This is a genomic window from Klebsiella sp. KE9456 (assembly GCF_043832615.1).
Lineage (GTDB): Bacteria > Pseudomonadota > Gammaproteobacteria > Enterobacterales > Enterobacteriaceae > Klebsiella > Klebsiella indica.
This window is the reverse complement of the sequence record NZ_JBDYQK010000008.1, coordinates 1-21009: the sequence shown is the minus strand read 5'-3', so window position 1 is coordinate 21009 and position 21009 is coordinate 1. Positions and strand designations below refer to the sequence as shown.

The window sequence follows — 21009 nt, the reverse complement described above, 5'->3', positions numbered from 1 at the left end:
TCCCCTTTCCTCTCTTACCAAAAAAGGAAAAACATCATGAATAGCATCATTCTCGTGACTGGCGCATCCAGCGGTTTCGGTCGGTTGGCTGCGGAAGCCCTTGCCGAAGCGGGCCATACTGTCTACGCTTCCATGCGTGCCACCACCACCCGTAATGCAACAGCCGTCGCAGAGATGGAGCAGTACTCCAAAGAACATGGGGTGGATTTGCGTACCGTGGAACTGGACGTGCAATCCCAGGAGTCCGCCGATGCTGCTATCGCAACGATCCTCGACGACGCTGGAAAGATCGACGTGGTGGTACACAACGCTGGTCACATGGTATTTGGTCCGGCGGAAGCCTTTACGGCCGAGCAGTACGCACACCAGTACGACGTGAACGTGCTGGGCACGCAGCGCGTGAACCGCGCTGTGCTGCCGCACCTGCGCCGCAACCGCTCCGGCTTGCTGGTTTGGGTTTCGAGCAGCAGCGTAGCAGGCGGTACGCCTCCATATCTGGCCCCTTACTTCGGTGCCAAGGCTGCTATGGACGCGATCGCCGTCCAGTACGCCAGGGAGCTGGTCCGTTGGGGCATCGAAACCTCGATCATCGTTCCGGGTGCATTCACCAGCGGCACCAATCACTTTGCCCACGCTGGGTATCCTGACGATACTGCGCGCGCGGCCGAGTATGATACAAACGGTCCTTACGCCGGATTCGGAGCACAGGTGCAACGCGCATTCGCGGACATCGTCCCCTTCGATGCAGATGCGAGTCTGGTGGCCGACGCGATAACCAGAGTCGTAAACGCACCATTTGGCAAACGACCATTCCGCGTGCATGTTGATCCGACTCAGGACGGTGCTGACGTCAGCTTTGCCGTGCTGGACCGGGTACGTGCCGAAATGCTGCAGCGGGTTGGCCTGTCTGATCTGCTGCCTCCCCACGTCGCCTGAATCAATGCAATGACGCGGGCCATAAACTAGCCCGCGTTTTCCATCACCGCTATCCAATTGATGAGACGCGCTGTCACCTAATCTCCAAACAGCCCACCGCAGCGAAGTATTGCGGCAACTGACTACCCGTCCTCCCGCCTTAAGGAAGGATGATTGACCTTCTCAACCCTGTGCTCGAGAAAGCGTGACCAGAAGTAGGGCTTACATAGTTTGCCATACGTAACAGGCGGAAGGTCCGGTTAGACAGACGTTTACGCGCAAGAAGTGCGGCTCAAATGTAGTATCGGTGATTTTTCCATGGAAAGCTTCCTGCCAGCCATCGAAAACAACACTGATGATGTGGATCATATAGTGTTAATATTTAATTTTTCTATTTAAATAAACAACCTATAAAACACATACTCCCACTCAATTATAAATTATATAAAAAACTTATAAAACAGCAAGTTACCAACCGCCCTGTTTACTGAACCATGAAAAATACCACGTTCAAATCAGCGAAATAAAGCGCGCCCTGTATCGGCGTCATCCGACCTCGCGCAACCTTCCGAGGCTGTGGCCATCTGCCGCAACAGAATGGCTAGCTCAGCAGGGTTGCCTTCGCGGCAGACTTCAGCAAGCAGCTCCGCTGCATACGTCGGATGGGCGCGGAAGTGCTCGGCCATCGCCACGTCATGCGGTCTATCTTTCATTCCGTGTATCCTTTTCGATACGTTAGCAAATAGCCCACATCAGCTCAGACTAAATCGTAACTCAATCGTTGGTCCGCGACTGTCGACGCATGTTCTCTACGGCAGCAATCAAATCAACGTCGGCCTTTGGCTTATCCCAGCGCGTCCAGAACGGAATAGTTGCGCTACGAGGTTCATGCTTGGGCTTAGACATTTTAATCCGTGTGGGTAGCAATGTTGCATCTCCCACAACGACAGCTTCACCTACGTCCAGCGTCGGCAGCACCTCCATCAACCCCTCCAAGCTCTCGGGCAAAAGTTGCTTAACCACAGATTGGTCTGTCTTATTAGCGAGACGCAAACTTATAATGTTGCTACATTGACTCAAAATGGTTGTACTCACATCAGAAGGCCTCTGGCTAACCACCATTAAACCAACACCGTATTTACGTCCCTCCTTCGCGATGCGCTCGTAGTTCTCCAAAGCCCGCTTTTCTAATGGTCCAGTAGAGGCTGCACTGCTGGGAAGGTACAAGTGTGCCTCATCACAAACGATCACTACTGGATGACGTCCATCACCATCTTTACCCGGATCGCTCCAGAACTGAATTTGATAGATCAACCTCCCAACCAAACCTACTACAACAGGTAAAATATCTGAGGGAACTTCTGAAAAGTCGATAATTTTGATACCTGAGTTTACGCCATCTGCAACATTTCCCGTACCGAGTAACTTACTCGCTAGTTCGTGCAATGCTTCATAAGTTTCGTATTCCTTGGGAGATTGATACATGAAGGCATAACGTCGATCATTCATTTTTGTCCTCAACCGAATGAGGAATCGAGAGAGTTTGCCGTTCAATGGACCTTTTTCAGTCTTAGGCTGCCCCTTCTTCGCCCCAGTGACGTATTCTTCCCCAGTTGGAATAACTTCTTCATTTTTCTTATCAAGGGATTCAACCAAGTCATCTAATTTGTAAGGTACTGGCGTATCGACTGTAAAACCTTCAAGTAATTCATGTTTGCCAAGCGCCGCTATGGCAGCACGCTTCATCTCTACCACGGAATCCATAAGGGCCAGAGCCTGATTAGGTGCATTATCTCCCGAACGATCAACAAATACCGATTGCATCTCATCATAGGTCAGCAACCAGAACGGCAGAAAAATTGCACCATCCCCCTTCGCCTTAATATCGCTAATGCCCGCGATACGATAATGGGAAGCGAACTTCATACTGGAATATTCGCCATGTAAGTCAAGAACAACAATATTGGCGTGAGCTAGCTGCGCAGACTGTTCAAGTATGGAAGCAACAGTGAAAGATTTCCCTGAACCGGTGCTACCCAATAACGCCGCATGACGTTGAAAAAGTTTATCACCGTCAATATAAGCACTAGCTTTGCCATCTAAAGTATAAGTACCCACTTTGAGCGGCGCGACTGCATCAGCTTTAGATGACGCGCTTAATATGCCCATAAAATCTTCGAGTGACTTTTCCTCAATAGGGAACACTGACCTATTAATCTCTGGCAATATAAATACTGCACGCGTAAATACATCCTTTCGCAGGCCATCACGAGAACGATAAGTTCCTACCAAACTTATAGAAATTCCATTTTCTTCTTGCGGCACTGCTGACAAATCAATTGTTTCATCTACTTCTGGAAACGAAGGCAACTCTACTGGATGTCGCCAAACTCTTTCGATAATTCCAATTAACCATTCATCTCCTACAGATTGAATAGCTACTAATCTTCCAACTCGTGCTTTCTGTAAACGCTGGCCGTCAGTCACTCGCACAGTTATTCTTGAGGTTTCAACACTGCGAACTTCGCCCAAGGATTGCTCTTCTGAAAAATTAAAAATACTCATCGCGCTCTCACTCCAGAAATTTTTTGAGGAAATCGTCAAGTTGCCAAAGAGGCTCGGACACTCTGAACTGCTCACCATTCCAATGACAAATAGCTCCATCACCATCCTTAAACAAAGCGATCACGTGAGGATGTTCACCGAGCAACCGATCAATGCTGGAGGTTGAATCACGAGTAACTATGATTGCAGGCATTCCAGCCGCCAAACGGTGTTTGATAACGCCTTGTAAATGATCATCGTTGAACCCGAAACCTATACACAGGAGAGCTTGAGCCTCCGCAAGTACCTGATTCATCTCAGTACGCATTGCGTCAAATAGGGTGTTGACTAATGCGTCTTGGTACTTCGAAGGGCCCGGCACAACAATAGCTCGCTCAGCAACAGATACGTCATTTAGTACTTCAATTGGTCCATCTTTTGTTGTCAACCAACTGATAGAACCGTGCGGTTTGTATAATCGCACCGTTTTACATAGACGGTGATCGACCTGCTGTTGGCGCTTCTCGGCTACTAACACTCGGCTGTATTGAGTTTGAAAAAGCGGATGAGGTCGCGGCCTACGCCGTCGAAACCCCATAAATCCAGTGTCTAACGGCAACTCTGCCAGGTCGCAAAAGAGCTCTAGCAGGGTATCGTAATTTGTCGTGATGACATGAATGCTTTCCGCATTCTGAGGAGATCCTAAAAATAGACGCTTCAGAAGGCGTGAGGGGGCATGGTGGTCCGCTATTTTTTCGACAAGAATTTGCGCCTCTGCCGCTATTGCTTTATCAAGAATTAGCTTCGCTGTTTCCCCACGGATTGCCGACAAAATCTCATCCCACCCCGCCATTCCAAGTGGAATATTATTTAAGCCTGTCTCCAAATTCTCCTTTATCGCATTAATTGATTGGGTCCAAGCATTCCGTGCCGAATCCGTCGCGAGTGCGCCATAAACGTTATTAGCCAGATGCTCAGCCAACGCCCCCATCCCTGGCAGGCCATAACCACATGAGAACCCCGACCCAATAAGTAAAACAGGTGTTTTGCGGAAAACCCCTTGTATATTTGCAAAAAAATCCTCTGGTAGCTCGACTGCCGTCATACCCACCTACTTCAACAGCCCTCGAAGTGCGGAGGCACTTCGAGCAGCGAAGGTTAATTACAGAAAATCCTTATCCGCAATCATCACGAAGCTATAAGCGTCGTGCATCTGCAACAGCAAGAATCTGAACGGACAGAATCCCCCCAACAAATTGTCATTACTGCATATTCATCATACACGCAGCAACTAATAAAAAAAGACAGCTTATTGCACATAGGTAAATTGAAAATGGGCCATACCAACAACTGTGAGAAATGACTCCTTTCGGTGCCTTGGCTCCTTTGTCGCGGCAGCGACCGTCAGCCTCGCAGAGCAAGATGCCGTCGAGCCGCAGGCGAGTAAGGGGCGGTGTTGGAGGCCCTAGCTGCGTAGCAGCGTAGGCCTACAACACACATCTTGCCGTACTGCTTCATGCGATTCTATGCGACTAGAGCAGAATCGCCAGTAAAATATGGCGTAATCGCGTACATTCGCGCTAATTCGCATACATTCGCGTAGCATCGCATTAATCAATTCTTCTAATCGCATAGAATCGCGTACATTCGCATAAAAACGCGTTTCCGAATGAGTTCATGAGCATCAAGGACGGACTGACACCCAAATGAGGGGGCTTTGAGAGACCATCAACTAGACCAGCCAAATCTAAGTCTTGTAAATTGCTCGACTCGGGTGAGAACATAGCCTCCGTTTACGCGCTTTTTTCGAAACTCGATCATCAAGAAACAACGGAGTAATCATGGCACGAAAAACCCTCGCAGAGCGCCGTTCTGATGCCCTTTCGGAGCTTGAAATGGCGAAAGCCAGATTGGCAAAACTCGACAATGAGGCAGCAGAAAGAATCGGAAGAATTGCAATAAAGTCAGGATTGGTTAATCTTGAGCTGACGGACGATCAAGTCCGGGAAGAATTCGACAAAATAGTGGAAAGGATCAGCAAGGGGAATTGATCATGAAGACAGCTCACCGCATCAGCGCATTGGCCAATCAACTCAACGAACTGCAAGCCTGCCTCGGTCGAGCCAGTGGGCGGCCTAGCAAGAGCGTTATGGAAGCCCAGCGCATAGCGGCCGAGCTGGCTTCTTTACTCGAAGATTGGCACCTTGAAACGCTACACATCCCTGAACCGGAGCGTGACCTCTATCGCGTACAGAATCCCTATTACACGGCCCACTGACGCCGTGCACCGCCTTATCAAAAGCTCACTTCGGTGGGCTTTTTTTTGTCCGCAAAACGTATCAAAACGGACAGCCAAGCCCCGTCCGCTCGTCAAGAAAAACGCGATCAAAATCATACTGTTGAGAAACAATCTGTGAAGATTGGCGGACAGTTTACGGACATAAATCATTGAATTTTATGCGGATACAAGATTATCCGCATATTTAAAACCGCTCCATATCGGTCAATAATCAAACCTCGGACGATGACAAAATGAGGTATTCGGTATGGAAATGGAATCGCAAAAAACGTCGACTTATGCCGCCCGAAAATTCGGTCGAGGCGCGGCGCTCGCTCTGGCAATGGCAAGCGCAGGCCTTGGTGTAAGTCTCTACATGGCACCGGCTCCGGCCTATGCCATCTACTGCTCGAACTGCTCGACGTTCTATCAGCAGATGTACGAGTACGCCGAAGCGGTCAACACGCAACTAAACACCGCGCAGCAGTTGCAGACGCAGATCCAGCAGTACGACAACATGATTAAGCAGGGCATGTCACTGCCCAGCCGCATGTTCAACACCATCACTGGCGACCTTCAGCGTGTAGTGAGCGTCTATAGCTCGGCGCAATCGCTCGGCCGTAACATTAGCAATCTAGATGAACAGTTCCGCCAACAGTTCAAGGGCTATGACAGCTATCTGAACTCGATTGGCCAAGGACAGAACAACATTCCGCAGCGCTATCGGGATTGGTCGAAATCCGGCTTCGATAACGCCCGCACGGCCTTGCAGGCCGCAGGCGTAAATACCAGCACTTTCGGCGATGAAAACGCAATGCTGGATCAGTTGGTAAACCGTTCGCAGTCGGCCGTTGGTCGGCAGCAGGCCATTCAAGCAGGGAACGAGATTGCGGCGCAGAATGTGCAGCAGCTCCAGAAGCTGCGCGATCTGGTGGCCACACAAATCACCCTGCAAGGCAACTACATGGCGCAGCAAAACGAACGACAGTCCGTTAGCGATGCCTCCGAACAGCAATTCCGCAGCCGTGAAAATACACGCGGCCCGTCTGAGGGGTTCTAACCATGATGATTTCTAAGGCGCTGATTGCCGCCCTCTGCCTCGTCTCGGCCCTTGGTGGGTCGGCAATGACGGCCGTAGTCGTCACGAACACCGCCGCGCCGGAATGCGCAGCGGTCGGCAATGGCCATCAGGATGACCAATTCCGCAGCCGCCCAAACACTCGCGGCCCGTCTGAGGGGTTCTGACTATGCGACGTTCAACCGTTTTCGCACTTGTCGGCGCGGCGCTCTTGCTATCTGCAACTAGTGCGATGGCTGCCGGGGTCGATTTGGCGCAGAGCAACACGTCTATGAACAGCCTTCTGCGGCTGATTCAGAACGCTTCAAACCAATGGGCACCGCGCCTGCATGACTACGCCTTGTGGCTCTTGGGATGCCTTGCCGTCATCCAGTTAGTTTGGACTTTTGCTCCTTTGGTCATACGCGGAGCTGAACTGGGAGACATCCTCCATGAGCTGGTGAAATTCATCCTCGTGATAGGGTTCTTCTATGCGATGCTCGAGCACGCGACCGAGTGGGGCGGGGCCATCGTCAACAGCTTCCGGCAGGCCGGGGCGCACGCGGCAGGGTTGGGTAGTGCGGAGCTGATGCCGGGGGATATGTTCTCAACTGCTGTGGACTTTTCACGGCAGGTGCTGACGGCCGGTGTGTCGATGTTTAGCCCAATCACATCGGTTGTAGTGGCCGTGTCTGCATTGATCGTTCTAATGTGCTTTACGTTCATAGCGGCTCTGGTGTTCGTGACGCTCGTAGAGGCCTACGTCATTATCAATGCCGCCGTCCTGTTCATGGGTTTCGGTGGCTCTCAATGGACACGCGAATATGCACTGGCTCCCATTCGCTATGCCGTTGCAGTAGGTGCCAAGCTGTTTGTCCTGACTCTGATTGTGGGGCTGATCATGCAGGTTTCCGCAGAATGGTCGGCAGCCTACACCAACGACGAAGCGTCGTTGATGACCTTGGTCGGCCTGTCTTTGGTGTGCGCCTACCTGACCAAAACCATCCCTGAACTGATCGGTGGCATGATTAGCGGCACGTCGATGGGTGGCGGCTCTGCAATTGGGGGCATGGCCGCAGCCGGTGCAGCCGGTGCGGCGGCCGCAATCGCTACTGTTGCAACAGCAGGGGCAGCAGCCCCGGCTGCTGGAGCACTAGGAGCCGCGGGAACTGGCGGAGGCGCTGCCAGTGCCGCGGGTGGTGGACTGGCCTCCGCATTGAACGCCAGCATGGCAGGCGGCAGTACCGCAGGAGGCATCGGTGGTGCGACGGGCGTCGGCAGTGCTGGAATTGGCGCAACCACAGGAGGGAGCAGCGGTGCGACCGCAAAGGCCGCAGGTTCTCGCGTCGGGGGTGGTGCCGCGTCAGGATCGGCGAATCCAGTGTCGGCGGCCGCTTCGCCTGCTAGCCAAGAATCAGGCAGCGGCTTGAAGCAAGCCGCCAAACAGGTCGGAAAAGCTGCGAAGGGTGGTGACGACGATATGGATCAGCAAGCCGTCGCGCAGCAACGGCAGATGACACCAAAAGAAGGGACTGGCGGCAACGGCAAGGCTGTTGCGCAGGGCGCCGAGGTGGCCACACGGGCGCTTGGCGTGCTGGGCGCTATCAGCGTACCCGGCATGGAAAGCTCCCACGGGCTTTCGCTCGGGGGCACCGGATCTCCCCCTCCAGTCCCCGGCGGTGACAGTCCAACGCCTGACGACGGCGCTGAGCCGACTGCACAAGCGGAATCCAACATTATTCGTCCGACATCGGACACCACTAGCACCGGAGACGTCGGCGCGCTCAATGTGCCCGGCATGGCTTCTAATGTTAACTCTCAATCGGAGGCGTAATCATGATGAACGATATATTTTTTGGCCTGATGATGCTCGGCGGCTTTTTTGGTCTCGGTATTGGTATGTGGGCGCTTGGCCAATGGCTGCGACGCAAAGGCTTCGGTCCGCAGCTCGATGCTCTGGATAAGCAATACACGGCACTACAGCATCGTGTGAACCGATTGGCTCTGCCTGCCGCTGCGCATTTTTACGGCGGCATGGGTATGCTTAATCGCATGCCACTGTTCGGCAGCAAGAATCAGGTAGTACTGGTAGAGCGTGTGAGAATGGCCATCCTTCAGATGGAAGAGGAAGAACGGCAGCGAGTCAGGGGCATCAATCGCTGACGCGCACAGCCAGCTCCATCACCCACAACCCCGCCTGAGTGCGGGGTTTTGTTTTCCTACCGTTGCTTCTCCGTCTATTACACACCGAAAAAACGGCCTGTATCGCCCTATGAGAAGTTTTCACACATGACAGCCACAACCCATTTCGACACTGAAAAAACGCCGCCACGGCCCATACGGGAGGAATTTTGGACGCTTTCGCAGGCCGTTAGAGGCCTTATGCCGGTTTTGGCCCTGCCCTTCCCTTTTTGGTGCCTGATGTCTTTTTGCCGGTTTCAACGGCTCGACCAGGTGCTACGACCGGTGGGTAATCCACGGAACTAACCGCATCGACGACGGCAGGCCCGCCCTACCTTTTTTGATGCCCAACGGCCGTAGGCCGACCAAGAGCAGCAAGCGATGAGCTGCGCCATCAAGGCGCGGCGCTTAGCGCGGATGTTGGAGATTCTTAGAGAATCTTGGATGGAATTTGCGAACAGCCCGCAAAGGCCCGCCGTTGCTGGGTTTTCAGAAACTGGCCGGGTGCCGTTAAACAGGGGGTTGGGTACTGTTAAACAGGGGGTTGGGTACTGTTAAACAGGGGGTGAGGTGCCATTAAACAGGGGGAGCAGCGTTACGGTCGGATGCCTTGGGTCGCCCGTTTCCCATTTGCCCTTAGCGTACTCGTCCAGCCTCCAACCCACGGCAGCAAGCTCGGCCAGCGCCTTGGGGCGGAGCGAACGCCTTTCATGAGGGAGGGGAGCTGCCGCGAAGTGGTGGGAACCCCGCAGGGGGCCACGCTTTTGGATCGTGGCGCGATTTCGCACGAATAGGAGTTCCGAACTAACGGATGGGGGCCATCGACTTATGCACAGGCAAAAGGGTTTTAAACAGTTTTATATATAGTTTTAAAAGATTTAGCGTAAAAATAAGGAGGTTTAATCTTTTAATTCAATGAATTACGCGCGACGCCGGTTCCTAATAGACGGATACCGGTTCCTAATAGACGGCGAAACGGTTCCTAATAGACGGTTTCAGGTTCCTAATAGACACTCTATCCACAGCGTGACGGGTTGTTCCCACTTTGTCCGTCAACTGTCCGTCAATCAAAATGAAAAAAGCCCGCAACGGGGCTCTTTTGCGATCTCACTCACCGTCTATTAGGAACCGCCCAGCGGTTCCGACGAGGAATTGCGGTGCCTCATGACCAGTAGAGGGCCATCCTTCCCCGCTTCTTCGCACAAGGCATATTCAGGCAGGTCATCGGCTTTGATGATCCCGCGAAGTAAGAAACAGAATTTTTTGAACGAGCCACCGCTTCCACTGCGTTCGTAAAGGGTCTTGAAAGCCCATTTAGCGCTATCCCTGCCTGCGGCACGGCGAGCCAGTCGGTAGATAAAGCGTCCTATGCCCGGCTCGATCAGAAAGTAGTCCCGGTGTACTGTAAGTACCTCCGGCCGCTTGCCCTCGGTGACTTCTCGATAAATCCACTCCGGGGCTTCAATCTCGACAGAACTTATCTTCTTGGTGTCCGTGCGTGACAGAACACGATAGCGCGCGATCAGCCCCTCGGCTTCGGTTGTCCGGAACTTGCCGCTTTCGCGCACTGTCTTGATGGTAGTGCCCCGCAACCGATCTAGCGCAGCTTCCACTCCCTTAACCTGACTACTACCGTTACCACGTCGGGCAAATCTGAGGATGTCGCTAACATGCAGCCGAAACACTCTCCCCGGCTTGCCACCCTTTCCTTCTCGATAGCGGTTCATAGCATCGGTCAAGTGAGACACCATCATCAGCACAATGTCGTAGTCCCAAACGGAGGCCATTCCGTGCGCTCCTGCGGACACTTCCACGTATCCATCCGGCAGGTCGTAGCGGATCAGTTCTCCGGCTCGCTTGTCCTTCTTGGATAAACGGAACACGGCCACATCCATGACGCTGCGATTGTCGCGGCCGCCCACGTCATAGAGGCTGGGCGCAAAAAAATCTGGCTGAGCGTCGCCTTGTGGAGGCTTGCGGACAAGTGACAACGCTTTGTCCCGCTCTTTTGCCCTTTCCATCTGTTCATGCACGGTCGAGACGTTAGACGGTCTACCGCGTTCAGCAGCCGGAGTTCGGTCACTGTTCCGCTTCCTGATATTTTCAAGGCGTTCCAGTAGCCCGCCAGAGTCGCCTATTACCGCGCCTATGGGATTAAGACCGCTGTTTCGGCTACTCATGCACGGCCCAACCGGAGCTGTATTAAGCCCAGTACAAGCGGTCTACTCGTAAATGTCGCCTGCAAGTTGGCCGCCACAATTCAGGCCCCCATTCCGGGACGAGGGGCCGGGCTGGAATGTTTGCACGCATCAATCCATGCCTCGACCTCCGCCAAATCCCACACGACCTTGCGGCTACTGAGCGCAATGCGCTGAGGAAATTTCCCCTGCTTTTCAAAGTTGTAGATCGTGCGCTCGCACAGCGGAATCATCTCCAGCAGTTGCTTTTTGCTAATGAGAACTTTACTTGCTCTCCTTAATTCTTTTTCCACACCGAATACCTCGTTTTGTCATCATCCGAGGTTTAATTATTGCTACACAATCCCGGAAAATTCCAGCATCCAAATTCATATTTTTTCAATTAAATCAATCTCTTATCGTCCAAAAAACCAACGTTTGACGGACAATCTTGATAACGCAAACCGCTGTTTTAATTAGGTTTGCAATAGGCACTTAAAGCCAATTTATCGCGTCCGGGAATTCATACGTTTTGCGGACAAAAAAAAGCCCACCGAAGTGGGCATTTCGCGACAAAATACAGGTCTCAAGGCTCCGAATCAGTTCTTGGGGCGGGTCTTCCTGATTGTCCACTCGTCGATCATGTCGGCCCAATCTTGGAGCATCGCCCGGCGCTGATCGCGGTACTCGGCCTTGTTGTAGATGGCACGAACGCCCTTCTGTTCGTGCGCAAGGCACTTCTCGATCCAGTCGGTGTTATAGCCCGCCTCATGCAACAGCGTGCTGGCCGTACGTCGCAAATCGTGCGGCCCAAACTTGCCGAGCGAGTGCCCTTCCTTCTGGGCCAGCCGATAGGTGAGGGTAAGCACCTGATTGAGCGTTGCGCTGCTCATCGGCAAGTCTGAGTCATAACGTGATGGCAGAACGTACTCCGAACCGCCGGCGAAGGTCTTCAGTGCTATGAAAATATCCAGCGCCTGCCTCGACAGGAACACCAAATGGGGATTGCGGCGCTTCATCCGCTCCTTGGGGATTGTCCAGAGCGCGTCGGTGAAATTGATTTCGTTCCACGTTGCGTTGGTCAGTTCGCTTTTGCGAACCATCGTTAGCAACAGCAGCTTGGCAGCCGCGCGGATCGAAGGTGTGGTGCCAATGCGCTCCATGTACTGGTACATCAAGCCAATTTCATCTGGCGTCAGTGCTCGATCTCGTGGCTCAAACTTGGCGATAGTTGACGGGCGCACCAGATCGGCCGGATTCTCAACCTTCTGTCCGCGTTCGATAGCCCAGCGGAAGACCTGCATCATAATTTCGCGGCAAAGCACGGCCGTTGATGGCCTGCCTTGTTCTACGATGGCATCAGTAAGCGCCCGCAAGTCCTCGTGGGTAATTTCTATCAGTTTCCTGTTGCTGAATTTCGGCTTTAGCTCTCGCTCGTATGTTCCACGGCGCATGTCGCGGGTGGAATCTGCCATTTGATAGCCGCGCAACCACTTCTCGGCCCACGCGCCGAATGTCTCAGCATCCTTGACGCGGGCTTTGTCTCGGGCCTTCTCCTTGGCTGGAGATTTCCCTGAGGCGATCATCTTCTTGGCTTCGCCCAGCCGTTCGCGGGCTTCCGCTAGCGTGATCCCTCCGACACCGTAGCGGCCGAAGGTGATGGTCTCTTGCCTGCCGTGGATCGAGTAGTTGTAGCGGAACGAAATCGAACCCGCAGGGGTGACGGCCACGTAGAGGCCGTCACGGTCATTCACTTTGTAGAGCTTGTCCTTTGGCTTGAGGTTGCGCAGCTTGGTATCAGTCAGCATGGTCGGGTTGGGTTTCCTCTCAAAAATACCATGCTCAAAAAGCCCCGCACACTCCATAAAAAACCATTACAGAACAATGCGTTATATGAATTCAATACCATGATTACTCCATCAGGAGCAACATGGTATCGATTGCTGAACATGGCATCAGGTTCAAATCGTACCATCTACCATGCCATAGAAACCGGGTGCTTGGCGATGCGAAAATTTGCCAGACTGTGCCAAGCCAATAATGAAAAAAGCCCGCAGTTACGCGGGCTTATAGGTGTTTTAGTGCTCTTTGATGCCGGTCGATGCCGGACGCAGGATCACTCCCACTCTATTGTTGCCGGCGGTTTACCGCTGATGTCATACACCACGCGGGAAATACCGTCGACTTCATTGATGATGCGGTTAGACACGCGGCCGAGGAAATCGTACGGCAGATGCGCCCAGTGGGCGGTCATAAAGTCGATGGTTTCCACCGCGCGCAGGGACACCACCCAGTCGTACTTACGACCATCGCCCATCACGCCGACGGAGCGAACCGGCAGGAACACAGTGAACGCCTGGCTCACTTTGTTATACAGATCGGCTTTGTGCAGCTCTTCAATAAAAATAGCATCCGCGCGACGCAGCAGGTCGCAGTACTCTTTCTTCACTTCGCCCAGCACGCGAACGCCAAGACCCGGCCCCGGGAACGGATGACGGTACAGCATGTCGTACGGCAGACCCAGTTCGAGACCAATCTTACGCACTTCATCTTTGAACAACTCACGCAGCGGTTCAACGAGGCCCATCTTCATCTCTTTCGGTAATCCGCCCACGTTGTGGTGAGATTTGATGACGTGCGCTTTACCGGTCGTGGAGGCCGCAGACTCAATGACATCAGGGTAGATAGTGCCTTGCGCCAGCCATTTAACATCTTCCAGCTTCAGCGCCTCTTCGTCGAATACCTCAACGAACACGCGACCAATGATTTTACGCTTCGCTTCAGGATCGTTTTCCCCAGCCAGCGCGGCCAGGAAGCGGGATTCGCCTTCCACATGAACGATGTTCAGACCGAAACGGTCGCCAAACATATCCATCACCTGTTGTGCTTCGTTCAGGCGCAGCAGACCGTTATCCACAAATACACAGGTCAGATTTTTGCCGATAGCGCGGTGCAGCAGCATCGCGGTAACAGAGGAATCCACGCCGCCTGACAGGCCAAGGATCACTTTATCGTCGCCGACCTGCTGACGAATACGCTCGATGGCATCGTCAATAATTTTCGCTGGCGTCCACAGCGCTTCACACTGGCAGATCTCAAGCACAAAGCGCTCCAGCATACGCAGTCCCTGACGAGTATGGGTCACTTCAGGATGGAACTGCACGCCATAGAAACGCTTCTCTTCATTAGCCATAATGGCAAACGGGCAGGTTTCGGTGCTGGCGACGGTGACGAAGTCAGACGGAATGGCGGTAACTTTATCGCCGTGGCTCATCCAGACATCCAGCATAGCCTTGCCATCCGCGCTCAGCGCATCTTCAATACCATGGATCAGCGCGCTATCGGTCTGAACTTCAACCTGCGCATAGCCGAATTCACGCTCATTGGACGCTTCAACATGACCGCCAAGCTGCATCGCCATGGTCTGCATACCGTAGCATACGCCAAATACCGGCACGCCTGCTTCGAAGACATACTCCGGCGCGCGCGGGCTGTTATCTTCGGTAGTGCTTTCCGGGCCACCGGAAAGAATGATGCCGTTAGGATTGAACTCACGAATTTGAGCTTCAGTCACGTCCCATGCCCACAGTTCACAATAGACACCTAATTCACGCACGCGACGCGCAACCAGTTGGGTATACTGAGAACCGAAGTCCAGGATAAGAATACGATGTTTATGAATGTTATCCGTCATTGACGATAATTCCGAGGCAAGTGATACAGGTTAAATAAATCGCCCGGCACATGGCCGGGCGATGAAAATCAGGAGCCCATCCGGTAGTTCGGGGATTCCTTGGTGATGGTCACGTCGTGAACGTGGCTCTCCTGGATACCCGCGCCGCTGATGCGCACGAATTCCGCTTTGGTCCGTAGTGTATCGATAGTACCACAACCGGTCAGCCCCATACAGGAGCGCAGGCCACCCATCTGCTGGTGAATGATCTCTTTCAGACGGCCTTTATAGGCGACGCGGCCTTCGATACCTTCCGGCACCAGTTTGTCGGCAGCATTGTCGCTCTGGAAGTAACGGTCGGAGGAGCCTTTGGACATCGCGCCAAGGGAACCCATACCACGGTAAGATTTATAAGAACGCCCCTGATAAAGTTCAATTTCGCCCGGGGATTCTTCGGTACCGGCCAGCATAGAGCCAACCATTACCGCCGCCGCGCCTGCGGCAATCGCTTTGGCGATATCGCCGGAGAAACGGATACCACCATCAGCAACCACCGGAATACCGGTACCTTCCAGCGCTTCAACCGCATCGGATACTGCCGTGATCTGCGGAACGCCCACGCCGGTGACGATACGCGTGGTACAGATGGAGCCAGGACCGATCCCTACTTTCACCGCGCTCACGCCCGCTTCAGCCAGCGCCCGCGCGCCCGCGCCGGTGGCAACGTTGCCGCCGATAATCTGCAGATCAGGATATTTAGCGCGAGTTTCACGAATACGCTGCAATACGCCTTCGGAATGACCGTGAGAGGAGTCGATCAGCAGAATATCAACGCCCGCAGCAACCAGCGCATCTACGCGCTCTTCGTTACCCGCGCCTGCGCCAACTGCGGCGCCAACACGTAAGCGGCCCTGCTCATCTTTACAGGCGTTCGGCTTACGTTCCGCTTTCTGGAAATCTTTAACCGTGATCATGCCGCGAAGATGGAAGCTGTCATCCACGACCAGCGCTTTCTCAACGCGTTTTTCATGCATTTTGGCAAACACCACTTCGCGGCTTTCACCTTCGCGAACGGTGACCAGACGCTCTTTCGGCGTCATATAAACGCTAACCGGTTGATTCAGATCGGTCACGAAACGCACATCACGACCGGTGATAATACCGACCAGTTCGTTGTCTTCAGTCACCACCGGATAACCCGCAAAACCGTTACGTTCGGTCAGTTCTTTCACTTCCCGCAGCGTGGTGGTCGGCAGGACGGTCTGCGGATCGGTTACCACGCCGGACTCATGCTTCTTCACACGCCTGACTTCTTCAGCCTGGCGCTCGATGGACATATTTTTATGAATAAAGCCGATGCCGCCTTCCTGTGCCAGAGCAATTGCCAGACGCGCCTCGGTCACGGTATCCATTGCTGCGGAGAGCATAGGAATATTCAGACGAATGGTTTTCGTCAACTGAGTGCTGAGATCGGCGGTATTTGGCAGAACGGTTGAATGAGCGGGAACGAGGAGGACGTCGTCAAACGTCAGAGCTTCTTTAGCGATACGTAGCATGGGCAATATCTCGACCAGGGTGGATAAATATTGCCGTGGCATTATACAGAGCGTAACCGATTGCATCTACCCTTTTTTGAAAATAATACTTGCGATCCCCTCTGAGCAGGTTACTATCGACTGAATAACCTGCTGATTTAAAATTTGATCTTGCTCACATGTTTCCATCCCAGTCACCCTCAATTTACACGGTAAGTCGCCTGAATCAGGCGGTTCGTCTGCTGCTGGAACGTGAAATGGGGCAGGTATGGATTAGCGGCGAGATTTCAAATTTCAGCCAGCCATCATCAGGCCACTGGTACTTCACCTTAAAGGACGATAACGCTCAGGTGCGCTGCGCGATGTTCCGCAACAGCAACCGCCGCGTCACTTTTCGCCCACAGCACGGGCAGCAGGTGCTGGTGCGCGCGAATGTTACCCTTTACGAACCACGCGGCGATTATCAAATCATCGTTGAAAGTATGCAGCCAGCAGGTGAAGGTCTGCTTCAGCAGAAGTATGAGCAGCTCAAGGTGATGTTGTCTGCAGAAGGGTTGTTCGATCAGCAGCATAAACAGCCCCTCCCCTCACCGGCACACTGCACCGGCATTATTACGTCAAAAACCGGCGCCGCACTGCACGATATTTTGCAGGTGCTCAAGCGTCGCGATCCCTCGCTACCGGTTATTATTTACCCGACCGCCGTTCAGGGCGATGACGCCCCAGGGCAGATCGTTCGCGCCATTGAGCTGGCCAACGCACGTCAGGAGTGCGATGTGCTTATCGTCGGGCGCGGCGGCGGTTCACTGGAAGATTTATGGAGTTTTAACGACGAGCGGGTCGCGCGGGCGATTTTTGCCAGTCAAATTCCAATCGTCAGCGCGGTAGGCCATGAAACCGACGTCACTATCGCTGATTTCGTCGCTGATCTACGGGCGCCAACGCCTTCCGCCGCGGCGGAGATTGTCAGCCGTAACCAGCAGGAGCTGCTGCGCCAGATACAATCCGGGCAGCAGCGTCTGGAAATGGCGATGGACTACTTCCTTGCCAACCGCCATCGTCGCTTTACCCAGCTTTTTCACCGCCTGCAACAGCAGCATCCCCAGTTGCGGCTGGCTCGCCAGCAAACGGAACTGGAAAGATTGCGTCAGCGCATGCGTTTCGCCCTTGAGGCGCAAATGAAGCGCGACGACCAGCGCCAGCAGCGCGCCATACAGCGCCTGAATCAGCAAAACCCGCAGCCGCGTATTCACCGTGCCCAGAGCCGTATTCAGCAACTCGAATACCGACTGGCGGAAAACATCCGTGCACGACTTGCTGAACAGCGCGAACGCTTCGGTAATATGGTCACGCACCTGGAAGTCGTCAGTCCACTGGCCACCCTCGCCCGCGGCTATAGCGTGACTTCCGCCAGCAACGGTACCGTGCTGAAGCAGACCAAACAGGTACGCGAAGGCGATCTCCTCACCACTCGCCTGAACGATGGTTGGGTAGAGAGCGAGGTAAAAACGGTTACGCCGGTGAAGAAAACCCGGGTAAAAAAGAAGTAAGGCCAGTTACTCTACCGCTTCCCACTCAACGCGTTTTTTCGAAATCAGCCCGTGTCCGTTCTGACAAAAGTAATCCACCGCGCCGCAGGCTTTTAAAACGTCCAGCGGCTTATGGCACTCCGGGCAGCGAGCTTCCACTGCAAAATCTTTCGCACAATGCTCACAATGAATGCTATTGGCCTGTACCTCAAGCCGGGCGCGGCATACGGGGCAATCAAATTCCATAGTGACTCCTGATGAAGTTGGTCTTGCGCGATTTTATCATGTTTCAGGTTTGATAAAGCCTGCGTACATAACTGCCTTTTCGGTTTGATATGGTGAAAATAGCGCATTTTTTGTTTTCACCTGGTATCCGTTACCGCACAGCAACCTGCTGATGAGAGATACACTTCCGACGGTTTCGTCCAGTGGACCGGAACAACCTAATAATTGCCCCATAAAATAGTTTTATTCATAAACTTTAAACATCTTTATCAAAAATTTTGATTTAGGTTAAGTCTCTATTTAAGTTCAACAGTAATCGCACTCTCTGTGGCGCGTCTTTCCTGCTTTTCTCACTGAAACCTGTCGTATTACACACCGTATCCGCCCTTTAACCAGGACACCAAACCAACCCTTGACAACATCATTTCATTTTCGGGTAGATACCGACCCACAATTAATAATGATAATGTTTATTAAAATCATTATTAATAACAACCATTATTCAGGGATAAAAATGCAGTACTCGAAGATAGCAACATTAATAACACTCCTGATGGCAGGAAACGCCAGCGCCGCTGCTGAACAAACAATCGTAGTTAATGGCAACATCCTCGGTGACTCTCGCGCTGAAGCGGTAAAAACATGGGCCGGAAGCCGGACCGTTATCAGCAATGAACAATTAGAAAAAGGGGCGAATCGCACACTGGATGATGCCCTACAGCGCGTTCCCGGAGTAAAAATTCAGGATGAAACGGGGACCGGAATTCTGCCACAAATCGCGATCCGCGGTTTGTACGACAGTCGTAGCGGCCGAGCGCAAATCCTTGAAGATGGGATCCCCCTGGCGCTGGCACCATACGGACAAGAGGGAATGTCGCTTTTCCCGGTGACATTTGCCACCATTGACCGTATCGATGTGGTTCGCGGCGGTGCGGCTGTACAGTACGGTCCCAACAATGTCGGCGGCGTAATAAATCTGATCAGTAAACCCATCCCGTTGAAATGGGAGAATGAGATCTCAGAGCGAGCCACCTTTTATGGTAAGGGCCGCAACCTGTGGGACACCTACCTGAGAACTGGCGGAATGTTGAACGATGATTTTGGCTTGCAGGTTGAAGCCAATCAGGTAAAAGGTAACTCTTTCCGCGAACACAGCGACAGTAAAGTGCAAAATTTCCGCATAAGAGGTCTCTGGAACATCAATGAAGACACAACCCTAAACCTCTCATACCAATACTACGATGCACATGCAGATCTCGCCGGCGCGCTATCGGCTGAGGACTATCAGCATGATCGCAGGCAGAGCACTCGTCCGTGGGACGATTATGATGGCCATACCAAACGCTACAGCGCTGTCTATAACCAGCTATTAGGATCCCTGGGAATCATCGACTCTGCCGAATTTAACTGGCTATTTTTCGGGCATAACTCCGATCGCGATTTTCATGTCGGAATGAGTAAAGTCTCCGGGCAGACATGGAACCCTTCGCTACCTGCAGACATCGTACAAAACTCTCCGCGACACTTTAAGGTATGGGGTACGGAGCCACGTCTGAGCATGGATATTACGGGCGATAACGTCAATCAACAGTGGATCATTGGTGGTCGTTTTGTCAGTGAAAAAATTGATTATCAGGTACGCCAGAAAACCCTCGCCACAGGTACAACCGCGGTAACCCGCGACTGGAGTTTTAATGATAAGGCCTGGGCCGGTTACATCAGCGACGCCATAAAACTCTTCGATGATTCATTAACTATTACTCCGGGTATGCGTTTCGAACATGTCAGCGAAAAGTACACTGACAACAATACGGGTCTGCATACCTCTTCCCCTGACGACCAGTGGTTACCCGGGCTGACCGTAGGTTATCAAATGACGCCGCAATGGTTCCTGTATGCTGATATGCAAAAGAGCCTTCGCCCCGTACAGGTCACGCAAATTGTAAAAGGCGGAGATGTCAACTCGGAGCTGGCCTGGAACTATGAAAGCGGCGTGCGCTATACGCCGACAAAAAATATCAGCCTGCATGCGGATATTTACCGGATCGACTATAAAGATCAAATCTCTTACGACAGCACATCAGACAGCTATCTCAATATAGGCCGTACCCGACATCAGGGGATTGAGCTGGAAGGGTTCTGGAGTCCAGACGTGGTTAGCGGGCTAAAATTGCATGCAGGGTACGCATATCTGCAGGCAGAACAACGTAATGGCGTCAACCGAGGAAAAGAAGTGCCATACGCCTCGCGCAATCAGGTAACACTCGACGGTAATTATGACTGGCGTGGTACAACCTTTACTCTCGCGGGTTACTACTTCAGTAAATCTTATTCCGATGCAGCAAACACGCTTGATGAAAATAGCACCGGCTCAGCAGGACAACTGCCATCCTATTGGGTATGGAACGCACAGGTTAGCCGCGATCTCTACAAATCCGGCAACACCGTTTTGAACGGTTATATTGGTATCAATAATCTCTTTAATCGTGATTACTGGTTCCGCGGAATAGACACCAGCCCGTGGGGACGTCAACCCGCACCGGGGCGTTCGGTTACCGCTGGCGTTAGTATGAAATTCTAACCATCATAAAAGCCAGTTTATATTTGAACTGGCTTTACTACTCACCCCGGTCTCACAAACAAGAAAACCTCAGTTTTACCACTCCGGCACTGGCATCGTTTCACTATTGGTGAATAACGCTGTGTTAAAAAAATAGACATGGGCGATCCTGCCAATTAAATTATTTATATAGCAAGATAAAAAGGATTAGGCTGTGTCCCTTAACTTAACAATCGCCTTAAAAATAACCTGATCGCCCCCAGTTTTAGCATGCTCAGGTAGTTTCTGGCTGTTTTTTCCGAACGTGTGGCGATTCGCCTGTTTTCTTTCAATGC

Annotated in this window: 18 protein-coding genes and 1 pseudogene; 8 read left to right on the top strand and 11 right to left on the bottom strand. The window is 52.6% G+C overall.

The window, feature by feature from the left end; all coding sequences use genetic code 11:
• The first annotated feature begins 36 nt into the window (after positions 1-36).
• Positions 37-936, top strand: a complete 900-nt coding sequence (locus ABK821_RS09720; protein WP_109231291.1) for an SDR family oxidoreductase — start codon at positions 37-39, stop codon at positions 934-936.
• 494 nt (positions 937-1430) lie between these two features.
• On the opposite strand, the gene ABK821_RS09715 is transcribed toward ABK821_RS09720, so the two are convergent.
• The 3 genes from ABK821_RS09715 to ABK821_RS09705 all read right to left on the bottom strand — a co-directional run bounded on the left by ABK821_RS09715 (position 1431) and on the right by ABK821_RS09705 (position 4564).
• Positions 1431-1628, bottom strand: a complete 198-nt coding sequence (locus ABK821_RS09715; protein WP_023342664.1) for a hypothetical protein — start codon at positions 1626-1628, stop codon at positions 1431-1433.
• Positions 1629-1689: 61 nt separating this feature from the next.
• Complete coding sequence (locus tag ABK821_RS09710) at positions 1690-3480, bottom strand: ATP-binding protein (protein WP_109231292.1); 1791 nt, start codon at positions 3478-3480, stop codon at positions 1690-1692.
• Positions 3481-3487: 7 nt separating this feature from the next.
• Complete coding sequence (locus ABK821_RS09705; RefSeq protein WP_021241837.1) at positions 3488-4564, bottom strand: SIR2 family protein; 1077 nt, start codon at positions 4562-4564, stop codon at positions 3488-3490.
• Positions 4565-5300: 736 nt separating this feature from the next.
• Here ABK821_RS09705 and ABK821_RS09700 point away from each other — a divergent pair.
• The 5 genes from ABK821_RS09700 to ABK821_RS09680 all read left to right on the top strand — a co-directional run bounded on the left by ABK821_RS09700 (position 5301) and on the right by ABK821_RS09680 (position 8957).
• On the top strand, positions 5301-5510 hold the full coding sequence (locus tag ABK821_RS09700) for a TraC family protein (RefSeq protein WP_000101767.1): 210 nt from the start codon (positions 5301-5303) through the stop codon (positions 5508-5510).
• A 2-nt stretch (positions 5511-5512) separates the two neighbouring features.
• Entirely contained in the window at positions 5513-5737 is a 225-nt protein-coding gene (locus ABK821_RS09695) for a hypothetical protein (RefSeq protein ID WP_045325992.1), read from the top strand.
• A 268-nt stretch (positions 5738-6005) separates the two neighbouring features.
• A complete protein-coding gene (trbJ, locus tag ABK821_RS09690; protein WP_045325993.1) occupies positions 6006-6797 on the top strand; it encodes a P-type conjugative transfer protein TrbJ in 792 nt (263 codons plus the stop codon).
• Between the two features lie 187 nt (positions 6798-6984).
• Positions 6985-8628, top strand: coding sequence for a P-type conjugative transfer protein TrbL (gene trbL, locus ABK821_RS09685; RefSeq protein WP_045325996.1), 1644 nt, complete (start codon positions 6985-6987; stop codon positions 8626-8628).
• A 2-nt stretch (positions 8629-8630) separates the two neighbouring features.
• Positions 8631-8957 (top strand): hypothetical protein, encoded by a 327-nt coding sequence (locus tag ABK821_RS09680; RefSeq protein WP_049108817.1) that lies wholly within the window; start codon positions 8631-8633, stop codon positions 8955-8957.
• 572 nt (positions 8958-9529) lie between these two features.
• Here ABK821_RS09680 and ABK821_RS09675 read toward each other — a convergent pair.
• The 6 genes from ABK821_RS09675 to guaB all read right to left on the bottom strand — a co-directional run bounded on the left by ABK821_RS09675 (position 9530) and on the right by guaB (position 16381).
• On the bottom strand, positions 9530-9640 hold the full coding sequence (locus tag ABK821_RS09675) for a hypothetical protein (protein WP_230964502.1): 111 nt from the start codon (positions 9638-9640) through the stop codon (positions 9530-9532).
• A 456-nt stretch (positions 9641-10096) separates the two neighbouring features.
• Positions 10097-11155, bottom strand: a complete 1059-nt coding sequence (locus ABK821_RS09670; protein ID WP_395033932.1) for a replication initiator protein A — start codon at positions 11153-11155, stop codon at positions 10097-10099.
• 80 nt (positions 11156-11235) lie between these two features.
• Positions 11236-11466: an AlpA family transcriptional regulator gene (locus tag ABK821_RS09665; protein ID WP_000410046.1), complete on the bottom strand. Its 231-nt coding sequence runs from the start codon at positions 11464-11466 to the stop codon at positions 11236-11238.
• A 285-nt stretch (positions 11467-11751) separates the two neighbouring features.
• Positions 11752-12960, bottom strand: a complete 1209-nt coding sequence (locus ABK821_RS09660) for a site-specific integrase (protein ID WP_045326133.1) — start codon at positions 12958-12960, stop codon at positions 11752-11754.
• Positions 12961-13268: 308 nt separating this feature from the next.
• Positions 13269-14846, bottom strand: coding sequence for a glutamine-hydrolyzing GMP synthase (gene guaA / locus ABK821_RS09655; protein ID WP_138361064.1), 1578 nt, complete (start codon positions 14844-14846; stop codon positions 13269-13271).
• Positions 14847-14914: 68 nt separating this feature from the next.
• Positions 14915-16381, bottom strand: a complete 1467-nt coding sequence (gene guaB / locus ABK821_RS09650; protein ID WP_138361063.1) for an IMP dehydrogenase — start codon at positions 16379-16381, stop codon at positions 14915-14917.
• Positions 16382-16539: 158 nt separating this feature from the next.
• On the opposite strand from guaB, the gene xseA reads away from it, so the two are divergent.
• A complete protein-coding gene (gene xseA, locus ABK821_RS09645) occupies positions 16540-17910 on the top strand; it encodes an exodeoxyribonuclease VII large subunit (RefSeq protein ID WP_343178893.1) in 1371 nt (456 codons plus the stop codon).
• A gap of 6 nt (positions 17911-17916) precedes the next feature.
• On the opposite strand, the gene ABK821_RS09640 is transcribed toward xseA, so the two are convergent.
• The gene (locus tag ABK821_RS09640; protein ID WP_138361061.1) at positions 17917-18135 is read right to left on the bottom strand and encodes a zinc ribbon domain-containing protein; all 219 of its coding nucleotides are present in this window, start codon (positions 18133-18135) and stop codon (positions 17917-17919) included.
• A 493-nt stretch (positions 18136-18628) separates the two neighbouring features.
• Between ABK821_RS09640 and ABK821_RS09635 the strand changes: the two genes are divergently transcribed.
• Positions 18629-20695: a TonB-dependent siderophore receptor gene (locus ABK821_RS09635; protein WP_241675627.1), complete on the top strand. Its 2067-nt coding sequence runs from the start codon at positions 18629-18631 to the stop codon at positions 20693-20695.
• A gap of 200 nt (positions 20696-20895) precedes the next feature.
• Here the strand turns inward: ABK821_RS09635 and ABK821_RS09630 are convergent.
• Positions 20896-21009 (bottom strand): annotated as a pseudogene (locus ABK821_RS09630) (IS5 family transposase); the annotation flags it as partial.

Coding starts and splice junctions, on each gene's coding strand:
- ABK821_RS09720 (WP_109231291.1), top strand. CDS start 37: ATGAATAGCATCATTCTCGTGACTGGCGCATCCAGCGGTTTCGGTCGG.
- ABK821_RS09715 (WP_023342664.1), bottom strand. CDS start 1,628: ATGAAAGATAGACCGCATGACGTGGCGATGGCCGAGCACTTCCGCGCC.
- ABK821_RS09710 (WP_109231292.1), bottom strand. CDS start 3,480: ATGAGTATTTTTAATTTTTCAGAAGAGCAATCCTTGGGCGAAGTTCGC.
- ABK821_RS09705 (WP_021241837.1), bottom strand. CDS start 4,564: ATGACGGCAGTCGAGCTACCAGAGGATTTTTTTGCAAATATACAAGGG.
- ABK821_RS09700 (WP_000101767.1), top strand. CDS start 5,301: ATGGCACGAAAAACCCTCGCAGAGCGCCGTTCTGATGCCCTTTCGGAG.
- ABK821_RS09695 (WP_045325992.1), top strand. CDS start 5,513: ATGAAGACAGCTCACCGCATCAGCGCATTGGCCAATCAACTCAACGAA.
- trbJ (WP_045325993.1), top strand. CDS start 6,006: ATGGAAATGGAATCGCAAAAAACGTCGACTTATGCCGCCCGAAAATTC.
- trbL (WP_045325996.1), top strand. CDS start 6,985: ATGCGACGTTCAACCGTTTTCGCACTTGTCGGCGCGGCGCTCTTGCTA.
- ABK821_RS09680 (WP_049108817.1), top strand. CDS start 8,631: ATGATGAACGATATATTTTTTGGCCTGATGATGCTCGGCGGCTTTTTT.
- ABK821_RS09670 (WP_395033932.1), bottom strand. CDS start 11,155: ATGAGTAGCCGAAACAGCGGTCTTAATCCCATAGGCGCGGTAATAGGC.
- ABK821_RS09660 (WP_045326133.1), bottom strand. CDS start 12,960: ATGCTGACTGATACCAAGCTGCGCAACCTCAAGCCAAAGGACAAGCTC.
- guaA (WP_138361064.1), bottom strand. CDS start 14,846: ATGACGGATAACATTCATAAACATCGTATTCTTATCCTGGACTTCGGT.
- guaB (WP_138361063.1), bottom strand. CDS start 16,381: ATGCTACGTATCGCTAAAGAAGCTCTGACGTTTGACGACGTCCTCCTC.
- xseA (WP_343178893.1), top strand. CDS start 16,540: ATGTTTCCATCCCAGTCACCCTCAATTTACACGGTAAGTCGCCTGAAT.
- ABK821_RS09640 (WP_138361061.1), bottom strand. CDS start 18,135: ATGGAATTTGATTGCCCCGTATGCCGCGCCCGGCTTGAGGTACAGGCC.
- ABK821_RS09635 (WP_241675627.1), top strand. CDS start 18,629: ATGCAGTACTCGAAGATAGCAACATTAATAACACTCCTGATGGCAGGA.